Origin of the sequence: Candidatus Pelagibacter sp. FZCC0015 (assembly GCF_007833635.1) — a bacterium.
In the GTDB taxonomy this organism is placed as follows: Bacteria; Pseudomonadota; Alphaproteobacteria; order Pelagibacterales; family Pelagibacteraceae; genus Pelagibacter.
Window position 1 is genome coordinate 741,735 of the sequence record NZ_CP031125.1, and the last position, 14,327, is coordinate 756,061.

The 14,327-nt window shown below is 30.0% G+C and carries 17 protein-coding genes; 10 read left to right on the forward strand and 7 right to left on the reverse strand.

All coding sequences use genetic code 11. The features are described from left to right. The first annotated feature begins 25 nt into the window (after window positions 1–25). On the forward strand, window positions 26–430 hold the full coding sequence (locus DT059_RS03885) for a DUF2721 domain-containing protein (RefSeq protein ID WP_145596933.1): 405 nt from the start codon (window positions 26–28) through the stop codon (window positions 428–430). On the opposite strand, the gene DT059_RS03890 is transcribed toward DT059_RS03885, so the two are convergent. The 3 genes from DT059_RS03890 to DT059_RS03900 are packed head-to-tail and all read right to left on the reverse strand — an operon-like array spanning window position 423 to window position 2,920. Then, a complete protein-coding gene (locus DT059_RS03890) occupies window positions 423–1,397 on the reverse strand; it encodes a quinone oxidoreductase family protein (RefSeq protein ID WP_145596934.1) in 975 nt (324 codons plus the stop codon). The genes DT059_RS03885 and DT059_RS03890 overlap by 8 nt on opposite strands. A gap of 3 nt (window positions 1,398–1,400) precedes the next feature. Further along, window positions 1,401–2,237 carry a pirin family protein gene (locus DT059_RS03895; RefSeq protein ID WP_145596935.1) on the reverse strand — a complete coding sequence of 279 codons (837 nt, stop codon included), beginning with the start codon at window positions 2,235–2,237 and terminating at the stop codon, window positions 1,401–1,403. 20 nt (window positions 2,238–2,257) lie between these two features. After that, complete coding sequence (locus DT059_RS03900; RefSeq protein ID WP_145596937.1) at window positions 2,258–2,920, reverse strand: haloacid dehalogenase type II; 663 nt, start codon at window positions 2,918–2,920, stop codon at window positions 2,258–2,260. A gap of 16 nt (window positions 2,921–2,936) precedes the next feature. On the opposite strand from DT059_RS03900, the gene DT059_RS03905 reads away from it, so the two are divergent. The 9 genes from DT059_RS03905 (at window position 2,937) to DT059_RS03950 (ending at window position 11,071) form a co-directional block, all read left to right on the forward strand. Beyond that, the gene (locus DT059_RS03905) at window positions 2,937–3,635 is read left to right on the forward strand and encodes an RsmE family RNA methyltransferase (protein WP_145596939.1); all 699 of its coding nucleotides are present in this window, start codon (window positions 2,937–2,939) and stop codon (window positions 3,633–3,635) included. A 61-nt stretch (window positions 3,636–3,696) separates the two neighbouring features. Then, entirely contained in the window at window positions 3,697–4,512 is an 816-nt protein-coding gene (coxB, locus tag DT059_RS03910; protein ID WP_145596940.1) for a cytochrome c oxidase subunit II, read from the forward strand. 1 nt (window position 4,513) lies between these two features. After that, window positions 4,514–6,148 carry a cytochrome c oxidase subunit I gene (gene ctaD / locus DT059_RS03915; RefSeq protein ID WP_075536509.1) on the forward strand — a complete coding sequence of 545 codons (1,635 nt, stop codon included), beginning with the start codon at window positions 4,514–4,516 and terminating at the stop codon, window positions 6,146–6,148. A gap of 33 nt (window positions 6,149–6,181) precedes the next feature. Then, a complete protein-coding gene (cyoE, locus tag DT059_RS03920) occupies window positions 6,182–7,093 on the forward strand; it encodes a heme o synthase (RefSeq protein ID WP_145596941.1) in 912 nt (303 codons plus the stop codon). 118 nt (window positions 7,094–7,211) lie between these two features. Then, complete coding sequence (locus DT059_RS03930) at window positions 7,212–7,745, forward strand: cytochrome c oxidase assembly protein (RefSeq protein WP_023854768.1); 534 nt, start codon at window positions 7,212–7,214, stop codon at window positions 7,743–7,745. A 9-nt stretch (window positions 7,746–7,754) separates the two neighbouring features. Then, window positions 7,755–8,543 carry a cytochrome c oxidase subunit 3 gene (locus DT059_RS03935; protein WP_023854769.1) on the forward strand — a complete coding sequence of 263 codons (789 nt, stop codon included), beginning with the start codon at window positions 7,755–7,757 and terminating at the stop codon, window positions 8,541–8,543. Window positions 8,544–8,552: 9 nt separating this feature from the next. Beyond that, complete coding sequence (locus DT059_RS03940) at window positions 8,553–9,206, forward strand: SURF1 family protein (protein ID WP_145596944.1); 654 nt, start codon at window positions 8,553–8,555, stop codon at window positions 9,204–9,206. Next, window positions 9,207–10,586: a threonine synthase gene (gene thrC, locus DT059_RS03945; protein ID WP_145596946.1), complete on the forward strand. Its 1,380-nt coding sequence runs from the start codon at window positions 9,207–9,209 to the stop codon at window positions 10,584–10,586. Then, the gene (locus tag DT059_RS03950; protein WP_072090815.1) at window positions 10,586–11,071 is read left to right on the forward strand and encodes a peroxiredoxin; all 486 of its coding nucleotides are present in this window, start codon (window positions 10,586–10,588) and stop codon (window positions 11,069–11,071) included. The genes thrC and DT059_RS03950 overlap by 1 nt, the downstream gene beginning before the upstream one ends. Here DT059_RS03950 and rnhA read toward each other — a convergent pair. Genes rnhA through DT059_RS03970 form a run of 4 tightly spaced genes read right to left on the reverse strand, consistent with a single transcriptional unit; the run spans window position 11,063 to window position 14,326 of the window. Further along, on the reverse strand, window positions 11,063–11,488 hold the full coding sequence (gene rnhA / locus DT059_RS03955; RefSeq protein ID WP_145596949.1) for a ribonuclease HI: 426 nt from the start codon (window positions 11,486–11,488) through the stop codon (window positions 11,063–11,065). The two genes, DT059_RS03950 and rnhA, sit on opposite strands and share 9 nt — an antisense overlap. After that, entirely contained in the window at window positions 11,488–12,453 is a 966-nt protein-coding gene (locus tag DT059_RS03960; RefSeq protein ID WP_145596951.1) for a homoserine kinase, read from the reverse strand. The genes rnhA and DT059_RS03960 overlap by 1 nt, the downstream gene beginning before the upstream one ends. Before the next feature lie 3 nt (window positions 12,454–12,456). Beyond that, window positions 12,457–13,401, reverse strand: coding sequence for a 4-hydroxy-3-methylbut-2-enyl diphosphate reductase (gene ispH / locus DT059_RS03965; protein ID WP_145596953.1), 945 nt, complete (start codon window positions 13,399–13,401; stop codon window positions 12,457–12,459). Then, complete coding sequence (locus tag DT059_RS03970; RefSeq protein ID WP_145596955.1) at window positions 13,391–14,326, reverse strand: Brp/Blh family beta-carotene 15,15'-dioxygenase; 936 nt, start codon at window positions 14,324–14,326, stop codon at window positions 13,391–13,393. Before DT059_RS03970 ends, ispH begins: the two co-directional genes overlap by 11 nt. Window position 14,327 lies beyond the last annotated feature (1 nt).

Below are 14,327 nucleotides of genomic sequence, written 5' to 3' on the forward strand. Positions count from 1 at the left end.
TAGTTTCATAATCAAATTGATTCGTATGAATATAGATTACACAGTCACAGCGCTAATGTTTCCTGCAATACCATTATTAATGAGCGTTTATAGTAATAGATTTCATTCTCTTAGTATTTTAATTCGTCAGCTTCATGATGAGCATGTCTATGAGAAACATATTCCACCTGAATGGAAAAAACAGTTTATAAATTTAAGTGGCAGAATAACTCTTTTGAGATGGACAATATTATTCGCTGCATTTGGTTTTCTTTTTAATATGCTAACTGTATTTGCTCTTTATTTAGATGAAGTTCTTTTAGCTAGAATAATTTTTGGATCATGCTGTTTATCAATGATTATTTCTATAATCTTTTTTATACGAGAAATTCAAATTTCAACAAATGCACTTAAGCTCCATATGTCTGATATGGATGTTGATGTTAATTAGGAACTATTACAGCTGGACCTAAAATTTTTCTACCCTCAAGATCTTGATGAGCTTTAATAACTTCTTCTAATTTATATTTTTTAAAAATTTTAATTTTAACTTTACCAGAGCTAATCTTTTCAAACATTTTTTTTGATGCTTCATCTAATTCTTCTCTTGTTGACAGGTATTGTTGCATTGATGGTCTTACAAGATAAAGGCCTTTTGGCTGAATAACTTTTGGCACATTAATATCTGACAACGGTCCAGATGCATTTCCAAATGAAACCATCATTCCTCTTATTGCTAAACATTCAATTGATCCATCTAGTGTATCTTTACCAACACCATCATAAACAACTGGAACACCCTTACCATTTGTGATTTCCAAAACTTTTTTAGCAAAGTCTTCTTTATTGTAATTAATTACATGATCGTAACCATTTTCTTTTGCAATATTTACTTTTTCATCTGAACCAACTGTACCAATAACAGTACAGCCTAAACTCTTTGCCCATTGTCCAAAAATCTGACCAACCCCACCAGCAGCTGCGTGAAATAAAACTGTTTCACCTGATTTGACTGGATAAGTTTTGTGCAAAAGATAAAAAGTTGTTAAACCTTTTGTCATCAAGGTTGCTGCTACCTCAAGATCAATACCATCTGGTACTTTTACCAAGTTCTTGGTCGGGTAATTTCTGTGTGAGCAATATGAACCTAAAGGAATACCTGCATAAGAAATTTTATCACCAACATTGAAGTCTTTTACGTTCTCTCCAACATCAGTAATAATTCCAGCACCCTCTAAACCTAAACCAATCGGTAGTTTTAATGGGTACAAACCTGATCTATGGTAAGTATCAATGTAGTTAAGACCAATTGCTTTTTGTTCAATTGTTACTTGATCAGGACCTGGCTTATCTAAAGAAATATCCTTAACTTCTAAAACTTCAGGTCCACCAGTTTTATTAATTTCTACAGCTTTCATAATTTATTTTACAAACGTACCATTATGATAATCTTGAACTGCTTGCAAGATTTCTGCTTTAGTATTCATAACAAATGGTCCACCTCTAGCTATTTCTTCATTAATTGGTTTACCTGAAATTACCAAGAATTTAGAATTTGATTTAGCTTTAACCATTAAGTCTTCACCCTTAGTTAAAAGTATTAAAGTACTGTCTTTAACATTTTCATGTTTATTTTTACCAATTTCGATTTCACCAGTAATTAAATAAATAAAAGTATTGTGGGTAGATGGTAATTTTAAATTGAACTCTTTATCTTCATTTAATTCTACATCAAAATAAACTGGCTCAACATTGTGTCCTTTAACAGGACCTTCAGCTTTTTCAAATTTTCCAGCTATTACTTTTACTTGTTTATCATCATCTTTATGAACACTCATTTTATCAGCATCAATATAAAGATATTCAGGCTTACTCATTTTTAATTTAGCAGGCATGTTAATCCACAATTGAAATCCATGAAGTTTACCTTCTTTCATTGCAGGCATTTCTGAATGGATAATTCCACTTCCAGTTTTCATCCATTGAACGTCTCCTGCAGTCATTCTACCTTCACCACCGGTACTATCTTTATGCTCAAAATCTCCAGCTAACATATAAGTTACTGTCTCAATTCCTCTATGAGGGTGGGGTGGAAAACCTGCAATATAATCTTCACTATTTTCTGAACCAAATTCATCTAACATTAAAAATGGATCAAAGTAGTTTGGCTCAACACCAATACTTCTCTTTAATTTAACTCCAGCACCGTCAGAAGCAGGGATGGGGTCAATAATTTTGCTAACTTCAATATTTTTCATATTTCGTAAATAAGAATTTTTTATAATATATCAAGTAACTTACTAAGATCTTTGATTTGATGTTTTGGGACATAATCTAGATTATCAAAAGTATTGTTGTTTCTATTGACCCAAATAGAATTATAACCATAGTTTCCACCACCTGATACATCCCAAGTGTTAGCACTTAAAAAAGCAACTTCATTTTTTTTAATATTATATTTTTTAATTGGTATATCGTAAACTTTAGAGTCTGGTTTATAAATACCAACTTCTTCTATTGAAAAGAGATCATCAAATAAATTATCTAAATCATTGCTTTTAACCAATTCATTAAGAAGGGCAGGTGTACCATTTGAAAGAATAGCAAGTTTAAAATCTTTTTCTTTTAATAATTTTAAAACTTCTGGAACTTCTTTAAAGGTTGATAAAATTTTATATAGATCTAATAACTCATTTCTCATTGAAGAGTCTATCTGATAAGTTTTCATTGATTTATCCAAACTATCCTCTGTAACCTGCCAAAAATCCTTGTGACGTTTCATTAAACTTCTTAGCCAAGTATATTCTAATTGTGTTGTTCTCCAATAATTGGCGAAACCTTCCCACTTATCACCTATTTTATCTTTACATTTTTCAGCAGCTGAATTGACATCAAATAAGGTGCCGTAAGCATCAAAAATTATTGCTTTAATATTTTTCATAAACTAACTTATCAATATGAGTAACATTAGATTATTTTATTCAAAAAGTTTATCTCTTAATTTGACTGACAAACTTGATAAATCTCAATCTCACTATGTTTCAAAAGTTATGAGACTTAAAGAGAAAGAAGTTTTTTCTCTTTTTAATAGTAGTGGCGAATGGGAAGCGAAAATCTCAAATATCACAAAAAGCATAGTTGAATTTAATGTTACGAAACAATTAAGACAGAAAGAAAATATCAAAGATCTCTGGCTGGCTTTCTCTCCAATCAAATCAAATTACTTTAATTTTATGGTCCAAAAAGCTACAGAGCTTGGTGTAACTAAGTTTTTACCAATTATCTTTGAAAGAACGATTGTTAGAAAAATAAATAAAGAGAGATTGGAAAAAGTAATCATAGAAGCAGCTGAACAGTCAAATAGAATAACAGTTCCATCAATTGAGGATCCTCAAAAATTAAAAAGCTTTCTAAATAATGATATGGATTTAATTTTTACTGATCTCAACACCGCTAATACAAAAATTGATCTTACAAAGTTAACAAATAAACCCACTTGCGTAATCATAGGGCCTGAAGGAGATTTTTCTGAGGAGGAGAGGGAAGAGATTCTTGAATTTAATGGTGTTCAGCCTATCAAAATCAATGAAAACATATTGAGATCTGAAACGGCTGTAATTTCTGCTCTATCGATCATAAATTACGCCATTAATTGATATTTTGTCGCTAAAAGTAAAAGTGTATTTTTTTAAAAGACACTCTATATAGGGTAAAAAAATGAAAAAATTTTTATATATATTTCTAACATTCTTTATCACTTCAAGCGCATTCGCTAATCAACCAGTCGATTGGCAACTAGGTTTTCAAAAGGCTGCTTCCGAGACTATGAGAGATATTGTTAATTTTCATGATAAATTGTTGTTACCAATTATAATAGCAATCAGTGTTTTTGTTCTATTTCTGATGGTATATGCTTGTATAAGATTTAGAGCATCAGCAAATCCAGTTCCATCAAAAAGAACTCATAATGTTGCTGTTGAAGTTTTATGGACTTTAATACCGTGTTTAATTCTGATCGTGATGGCGGTTCCATCATTTAAAATTTTATACAAACAAGATGCAATTCCAAAAGCAGATATAACTGTTAAAGCTATAGGATATCAATGGTACTGGGGATACGAGTATCCAGACGAAAATATTTTCTTCGACTCTTACATGATCGAAACTAAAGACTTAAAAGAAAACGAGCCAAGACTGTTAGCTGTAGATAATGAACTGGTTGTTCCAGTAAATAAAGTTGTTAAAGTAATGATCACTGCTAATGATGTTCTACATGCTTGGGCACTTCCTTCATTTGGAGTAAAACGAGACGCTGTGCCTGGAAGAATAAATGAAACTTGGTTTAAAGCAGAAAAAGTTGGAACTTATTATGGTCAATGTTCTGAACTGTGTGGAATTAAACACGCGTTTATGCCAATTGAAGTTAGAGTTGTTACTGAAGAAGAATATCAAGACTGGTTGTTAGACGCTAAAGTCAAATTTGCAAAAGAAATTAATGAAGAAGATCAATTTAAAAAACTAGCGAGTAAATAATATGTATACACAAACAGCATCACACGACGATCATCATACACCAACTGGTTGGAAGCGTTGGGCTTATTCAACTAACCACAAGGATATTGGAACTATGTATCTAATATTTGCAATTATTGCAGGTGTGATTGGTACTGCATTCTCAGTTTTAATGAGAATGGAACTAATGCATCCAGGTGATGGAATTTTAGGTGGGAATTATCATTTATATAACGTCTTAGTTACTGGGCATGGTTTAATCATGATCTTCTTTATGGTTATGCCAGCAATGATAGGTGGCTTTGGTAACTGGTTTGTTCCAATAATGATTGGTGCACCTGATATGGCTTTTCCTAGAATGAATAACATTTCCTTTTGGTTACTACCAACTTCATTCATTTTATTAATCATGTCTATATTTATGGATGGCCCTCCAGGTCAAACAGGTGTAGGAGGAGGATGGACAATATATCCTCCATTATCATCTACAGCAGGTCAACCAGGTCCAGCAATGGATTTTGCAATTTTAAGTCTCCACTTAGCTGGAGCTTCTTCAATTTTAGGCGCAGTAAACTTTATTACTACAATTTTAAACATGAGAACACCTGGCATGACACTTCATAAAATGCCATTATTTGCTTGGTCAATACTAGTTACTGCTTTCTTATTATTGTTATCATTACCAGTTTTAGCAGGAGCAATTACTATGCTTCTTACAGATAGGAACTTTGGAACAGCATTCTTTGATGCACAAACTGGTGGAGACCCAGTTCTATTTCAACATTTATTTTGGTTCTTTGGTCACCCGGAAGTTTATATTTTAATTTTACCAGGTTTTGGAATGATCAGTCATATTGTTTCAACATTTTCTAGAAAACCAGTTTTTGGATACTTAGGAATGGCTTATGCAATGGTTGCAATTGGAATAGTTGGTTTCGTTGTTTGGGCTCACCATATGTATACAGTTGGTTTAAGTACAGATACTAAAGCATACTTTTTAGCTGCAACTATGATCATTGCAGTTCCAACCGGTATAAAAATATTTTCATGGATAGCAACTATGTGGGGTGGTTCGATTTCATTTAAAACTCCAATGGTTTGGGCTTTAGGATTTATATTCTTATTTACTGTTGGTGGAGTTACTGGTGTAGTGCTTGCAAATGCTGGAGTTGATACTGCAATGCATGATACTTACTACGTTGTTGCTCACTTTCATTATGTACTATCTTTAGGAGCGGTATTTGCAATCTTTGCAGGGTTTTACTACTGGTTTGGAAAAATGTCTGGTTACGAGTACTCAGAGTGGATGGGTCAATTACACTTCTGGTTAACGTTTATTGGAGTAAACTTGGTTTTCTTCCCACAACACTTTTTAGGCCTTGCGGGAATGCCAAGAAGATATGCTGACTATCCAGATGCTTTTGCAGGATGGAATTACATTTCTTCAATTGGCTCTTATATTTCTGTAATTGGATTGGTAGTATTTTTTATAAACCTTGCTTATGCGTTTTATAAGAAAAAAGCTGCAGCACAAAACCCATGGGGAGAAGGCGCTACAACTTTAGAATGGACTGTACCATCTCCACCTAATTTTCATACTTTTGAAGAATTACCAAAGTTTGAAGATGAAGAGGGTGTTGAAAAATCTACTAGCTAAATTTAGCAAATAAGATTTTTTAACTTTAAATTAATGATTAAGTCTAAATTAAAAAATAGAAACTTATCTCAAGAAGACGCCTTTAATTTATCTGAATTATTTAAATTAATGAAACCAAGAGTAATGTCTTTGGTTATCTTTACTTGTGCAGTTGGATTGTTAATGGCTCCTAATATAATTCCAACAAAAGATGCAATCATTGGAATAATTTTAGTTTCAATTGGAGCAGGAGCAGCTGGGGCTTTAAATATGTGGTACGAGTCTGATTTAGATGCCCTTATGACAAGAACTTGTTTAAGACCAATTCCGACCGGCAAGGTAAATAGAAATCAAGCACTAGTATTTGGAATTTCTCTTTCGATTTTTTCTGTAATTGCTCTTGATTATTATTCAAACAGAATATCAGCTAGTTTATTACTGTTTACTATATTGTTTTATGTGTTTGTTTATACAATTTGGTTAAAAAGAAAAACTCCACAAAATATAGTGATAGGAGGAGCTGCAGGAGCATTACCCCCAGTGATTGGTTGGACTATAGCTACCGATTCTTTAACTTTTGAGCCAATTACATTCTTTTTGATTATATTTTTTTGGACGCCCTCACATTTTTGGGCTTTAAGTTTGTATAAATCAGATGATTACAAAAAAGCAAAAATTCCAATGCTTCCATTAACAAATGGTGTTGAGAGCACAAAATTAAATATATTTGTCTATTCTTTAACAATGTTACCAGTAATTGTTTTGCCTTACGCTATTGGCTTTGTGGGGATAACTTTTTTAATTCCATCATTAATTTTGACAATTTATTATAATTATTTATGTTTCGAACTTTATAAATTTAAAAAGAACAAATTTGATGCAAAAAAAGCAAAATCTATTTTTGGATATTCAATTTTGTATCTATTTTTAATTTTTGTTCTTTTTTTAATTGATAAAATTTTATGATAACGCCTGACAAGAAAACAAAGAAAAAAAATATTTTAACTGCAATAGTAATTTTAGCATTTATGGTATTCCTATTTGTTTTTACTTTATACAACGTTGGAGTATTTGATAGACAGATATGATTAAAAGCAAAACATTAACTCCTTTACTTTTGGCTGGGATTTTTGTCCTTATGTTAGGATTGTCTTTTGCGGCAGTGCCTTTGTATGATCTGTTTTGTAGAGTTACAGGCTTCGGTGGAACAACCCAGGTATCTAAAGAAGCTCCAAAAATAGTTTTAGATAAAGTTGTAAGCGTTAGGTTTGATACAAATGTGAATAATCTTGAATGGAATTTTAAGGCAAAATCGAACGTGATTGATGTAAAGGTTGGCCAGGTCAACAGAATAGAATTTGAAGTTGAGAATATTGGTGACGAAACTACTTATGGTGTTGCTAGTTTTAACGTGTCACCAGCAAGTTTTGGTAAATATTATAGTAAATTAGGATGTTTTTGCTTCGAAAAACAAGAGTTGAAGGCTGGTGAGAAAGCGACTTATGTGATGACTTTTTATTTAGACCCTGAACTTGTAAACGATCCAACAACAAAAAATCTACAAGATGTAACCATGTCGTACACTTTTTTCTCGACAGATTACTATAAACAATCATAATCACGAAAAATGTCAGCAGAAAAAAAACACGATTACCACTTAGTTGATCCAAGCCCTTGGCCAATTTATACATCTTTTGCATGCTTAGTATTAGCAATAGGTGCAATTTTTTATATGCATAACGGTATTTCCTGGGGAATGTATCTTGGTTTAGCCTTATTAATTTATGGTGCGTATATGTGGTTCAGAGATGTAGTAATTGAAGCTGAACATCAAGGTCATCATACTCCAGTTGTCCAAATTCATCATAGATATGGAATGACTCTATTTATTGCTTCAGAGGTCATGTTCTTTGTTGCATGGTTCTGGGCTTACTTTGATATAAGTTTGTTTCCAAATGAATTTGTTGGAAATGTATGGCCACCAAAAGATATTGAAACATTTGATCCTTGGGATATTCCTTTAATAAATACTCTGGTTTTATTATTATCAGGAACAACTGTTACTTGGGCTCATCACGCTTTATTAGAAGATGATAGAAAAGGATTTATACAAGGATTAACACTGACTGTAATTCTTGGTTTCTTTTTTACTTTATTGCAAGCATACGAATACCATCACGCTACTTTTACTTACTCAGGCCATATTTATGGAGCTGTATTTTATATGGCAACAGGTTTTCATGGTTTTCATGTCATAATTGGAACTATATTTTTAGCAGTATGTTTGTGGAGAGGAAGACTTGGTCATTTTACTAAAGATCATCATTTCGGATTTGAAGCAGCTGCTTGGTACTGGCATTTTGTTGATGTAGTGTGGTTATTCTTATTTGCTGCAATTTATATTTGGGGAAGTTAATATTTATCCTTGAAGAATAAATTACTATTTTCAGTTTTTGTTTACTTTATTATTTTAATTCTGCTCTCTCTTGGGTTTTGGCAAATTTATAGATTAAATTGGAAATTAGAGTTAATTGAGCAAATTGAAAATTCCTTAAAAAATGACCCTGTAGAATTAACTAGTATTGAAAAAAAAAATTATCTTAGAATAAAGACAAGCGGAGAAATTGATTTTGATAAACAAATTTACTTATATAATTTAAATGATGTAGGGAAACCTGGGTTTGAGGTAATTAATCCAATAAAAATTGATGACGTCAATTACTTATTGAATAGGGGATGGATACCTTTCGAAAAAAAAGACCTACCCGAAATAAATTTAGTTGATCAAAATCAAATAGTCGGCACTCTTATGCTACAAACTAAACCAAGTACATTTAAACCAGAAAACGATATTGAGAAAAATTATTGGTTTACTTTGAATAGAGAAGATATTTCAAAATTTACTGGAAGGAATTTTTCAGAGTATGTCATTTATTTAAACGGTGATTATAAAATTCCAAAACCAAGAGTGATTACTGCTAAAATTTCAAATAATCATAAGAAGTATGCAATTACTTGGTTTTCTATGGCGATTTCAATTCTTTTAATATATTTATATTTTAGGAAAAAAAATTATTAAATGAGATACGTAAGTACAAGAGACACATCAAAAACCTTTGAATTTAAAGACGTTTTTATCAAAGGCCTTGCTGATGATGGAGGTTTATTTATTCCAGAAAGTTTGACGAAATATACTGAAAATGAAGTTCGAGATTTTAAAAAACTAAGCTACTCAGAGTTAGCCAAAAAGATCGTTTATCCATTTATTGGTAATTTCATGTCACAAGCAGAATTAAGTAAAATTATTGATAAGTCTTACTCTACATTTAGACGGGATAATGTTGTAGATTTTATAAAACTTGGAGACAGAACTGTGTTAGAGCTGTTTCATGGTCCGACTTTAGCTTTCAAAGATATTGCTATGCAACTTTTAGGTAACTTTTACGAGTATTACCTAAACAATGAAAATCAAAAGATTAATATTGTTGTTGCTACATCTGGAGATACTGGTGCTGCAGCAATTGATGCAATTAAAGGTAAAAAAAATGTTAATATTTTTGTACTTCATCCAGATAATCGTGTTTCACCAGTTCAAAGAAAATTAATGACAACGGGTAAAGACGAAAACGTATTTAACATAGCCATAAAGGGAAATTTTGATGATTGTCAAAACTTAGTTAAATCCATGTTTGCAGATAAGAAATTTTCAAATGACATTAAAATGTCAGGTGTAAACTCTATTAACTGGGCGAGGATTATTGCTCAAAGTGTTTATTACTTTTATAGTTACTTATCAGTTGAAGATGCAAGTGAACCAACTAATTTTTCAGTGCCGACAGGAAATTTTGGAGATGTATATGCAGGATATTTAGCCAAAAAAATGGGCTTGCCGATAGATAAATTAATTGTTGCAACTAATCAAAATGATATTTTACATAGAGCAATTTCAAAAGGTAGTTATGAAGCAGAAAAAGTTTCAGAAACCATCTCTCCAAGTATGGACATACAAATAGCCAGTAATTTTGAAAGACTTATATTTGATCTTAATAATGGAGACGATCAACAGACTTCTCTAGATATGAAAAATATTAAAGAGAAGGGACAGTATTTAATAAACGACGATAAATTAAATAAAATTAGCGAAAACTTTTTATCAGCTAGAATGAGTGAGGATGAGACTTTAGAGGTAATTAAGAATGTATATGAAAAATTTGCCATAGTTTTAGATCCACACACAGCTATTGGGTATGGAGCATTTGATAAACATAACTTAAAAGGAAACAATATCGTACTTGCAACAGCGCATCCCTGCAAATTTCCAGGTGCAATTCAAAGTGCAATTAATGTGAAAGCAGAATTGCCCAATGAATTAACTTTTATTTTAGATCAAAAAGAAAATTATGATATTGTTGAAAATGATATTGAAAAAGTAAAACAACATATTAAAGATAGAACATAATGAAAATAAACGAAAACGATTTACTGCCAAATTCAGAAGTGTTTGTTTTAGAAAATGGTGAGCCAACTAAAAAAAAAATTGAAGATTTTTTCAAAAATAAAAAAGTAGTTTTATTTGGATTACCAGGTGCTTATACATCAGTGTGTTCTGCTAAACATTTACCTGGTTACGTTAAGTTGCATGACAAGTATAAAGAAAAAGGTATTGATCATATTATTTGTATATCTGTAAATGATCCTTTTGTTATGAATGCCTGGGGAAAAGAAAATAACGTAGGTGATAAAATTATTATGATGGGAGACCCTTTTTTAAACTTTACTAAAGATATAGGTGCGGATGTTGATAAAAGTGGTAGAGGTTTAGGTATTAGATCAAATAGATACACTATGTATGTTGAAGATATGAAGGTTATTAAGTTACAAGAAGAAAAAGACACTGGATCATGCGAAATTTCAGCAGCAGAAAATTTTTTAAATTTAGTCTAAATTTGCAGCTTTTTTAGCTAATAAGTCTACCTCTTCATTCATAGGATTTCCATCATGAGCCTTTACCCAATTCCATTGAACATTGAGTGATTTATTCAAATTATATAATTCAATCCACAAATCTCTATTTTTAACATCTTCTTTTTTTGATGTTTTCCAATTATTAGCTAACCAAGTATTAATCCATTCAGTTATTCCATTTTTTACATATTGAGAGTCAGTATATATTTTTATTTCAATACCAGGTTTCATATCTTTCAGTGCATTAATTGGAGCAAGTAGCTCCATTCTATTATTTGTAGTGTTTTTTTCACTGCCACTAATTTTTCTTATTTCTTTTTCATCATTTATAATAGCAGCCCATCCACCATTACCTGGATTTGTTAAACAAGAACCGTCTGTATAAATTGTAATCATTAATTTAAATAGTCTTTAAATGAACTTAAATTGTTGTGAGAAAGCAATTTTTGATAATATTCATTAGGATCTTTAATTTTAATTAATGCTGTTTTTGGTGTATTTGAATAGTCATACAATCTTGTTAACAAATATCTTAATGCTGCACCTCTACATAAAATATTTATAGATTTCCTTTCCTTTGTTGAAATTTTTTTAACGCTTTCATAGCCTTTGATTAAATTTTTAATTTTTTTATGATTCATTTGGAATTTTCTTTTTTTATAATCAAAACAAAGAGCATTGATGCATATAGCAATTTCATACATAAAATAATCATTAGCAGCAAAGTAGAAATCAATAATTCCTGAAAGTTTATTTTTTTTGAAGAATATATTATCTATAAATAAGTCACCATGGATAATACCTTTGGGTAATTGTTTAGGCCAATTTTTATTAATATCGTTTAAGTTATTTTTTAAGAATACTTTTAAATTTGAAAATTTTTTTGACTTAAATTTAATACTTTCCAATAAGGGTTTTAAATTTCTAATACCCATTGAATTTTTTCTATTAAGGTTCATTTTATTTGTGACCAAATGCATGCGAGCAATTGTTTTACCAATCGCATAACAATCATTTATATTTAATATTTTTTTATCTTTACCATCCAAGAATGATACAATACATGCAGTTTTATTTTTTAATTTAATAAGATATTTATTTTCTTTGGTTTTCAGTGGCTTAGGACAGTTTATTTTTGAATTATTCAAATTATCCATTAACTTCATAAAAAAAGGTATTTCTTTTTGTAAAACTCTTTTTTCAAAAATAGTTAAAATGTATTTTTTCTTTTTTGATTTAAGAATATAGTTTGTGTTCTCTATTCCTTGTTTGATACCTTTAAAACTTTTTATTTTATCAATATTAAAATTTTCATTAATAATATTAATTTCTTTTTGATTTATTTTTGTATAAACAGCCATTTTTTAATTTAATTTTTTGGGAACTTTAAATACTACATCTTCTTTAATTATTTCAACTTCATCAATACTTATAGAAAATTTATTTTTTAAATCATTAATAAAATTTTCAACTAATATTTCTGGTGCAGATGCTCCTGATGATATACCTATAGTATTACAATTTTCTATTTGATCATATGGTATTGAGCTTTCTGAGTGAATAAGTTGTGAATTTTCACATCCTGATTTCTTTGCCACCTCAACAAGCCTAACAGAATTTGAAGAGTTTCTACTTCCAATAACAAAAAACATATCACAACTCTTTGCAATATTTTTTACTGCCATTTGACGGTTAGTAGTTGCATAACAAATATCTTCTCTCATTGGCTCTTTTATATTTGGAAAATTGGTTTTTAAAATTTTGATTATTTCTTTTGTGTCATCAACTGACAAAGTAGTCTGAGTAATATATGCTAATTTTTTATCTAGTTTATTTTTATAGTTTGTAGCATCTTCCTCATTTTGGATTAGATCTATAGAACCTTCATTTAATTGACCCATAGTTCCAATTACTTCTGGATGATTTTCATGACCAATTAAAATTATATGGTAACCAGCTTTATTAAGATTTTCTGCTTCTCTATGAACTTTAGAAACAAGTGGACATGTAGCATCTACATAAGTCATTTTATAACTTTTCGCATCCTCAGGTATTTTTTTCGGAACACCATGCGCTGAAAAAATTACCGGTCTTGATTTATCCTTTATCTCCTCCAGCTCTTCAACAAATATTGCCCCTTTATTTTTTAAATCATCTACAACATACTTATTATGTACTATTTCATGACGTACATAAACTGGAGCTCCAAACTTCTGTATAGATTTTTCTACTATTTCAATTGCTCTTTCTACCCCAGCACAGAACCCACGAGGTGCAGATAATAATATTTTTAATTCTTTATTTTTCATTTTTTTCTAAAAAATATTCAAGCAATATATGTGGAAAGGTTAAAGACGCCAAACCTATAAATATTATTTTTAAAATTGCACTATCTAAATTAAATGAATTATTCAGAAGATATAGTGCAATAAAAGAAAAAATAGCGGTTAAAATTGTTAAAGGTAAAGCTTTATTTACAAATAATTTAAATCCATTAACTATACTATTTGGATCAAGTTCAATAGCGAGGGAAATTGAATGTCTTATTGAATGTAAAAAACAAAAATAAACAGTAAAAGCTATTAGTGGTGATAAATAATAATTTAATATCAAAATTGAAAAATAATCTAAAAAAACAACAAATTTCTTGATTTCAAAATTCTTTAAGAAAAGAAAAATACTAGATAGTGTGCTGCAGAATATTCCTATTTGAATTATATTATTTGTCTCAATAAAATCTAAACTTGAATAAAATGTCTCATTATTGATTAATAATAATTTGAAAATCGCTATTGTTTCCTGAAAATGAAAATACAAAGGAGCAAGTAAAATTAAAAATCCTTTGAAAAAATAAAGTATTTGAGTGAAATAAGATTTTTCATTAATCAAAAATTGTGTATCCTCTTTGCCAAAGTGGTAGGAAGCGATTATTAAAAAAACAATTAAAGTTATTGATGGAAACAATATCCAAGTTACTATAACTAACGCTGAAATTAAAATATATATAATGTAGAATATATAACTTGATTTTATATTAAACAATTTAAGCAGTTTTTTTCCTTTAATATAATCTAATGAACCATGGGAAACCCCTATGATTAAAATTAAAAGTAAACACAAAATTGATGAAATATTAAAATTATTAAACTTGAACAGTAAAATACAAAAAATGTTTACAACAAAGAAAAAAATAAATGAATGATTTAGATTTATTTTTTTTATTTGATTGTTCATT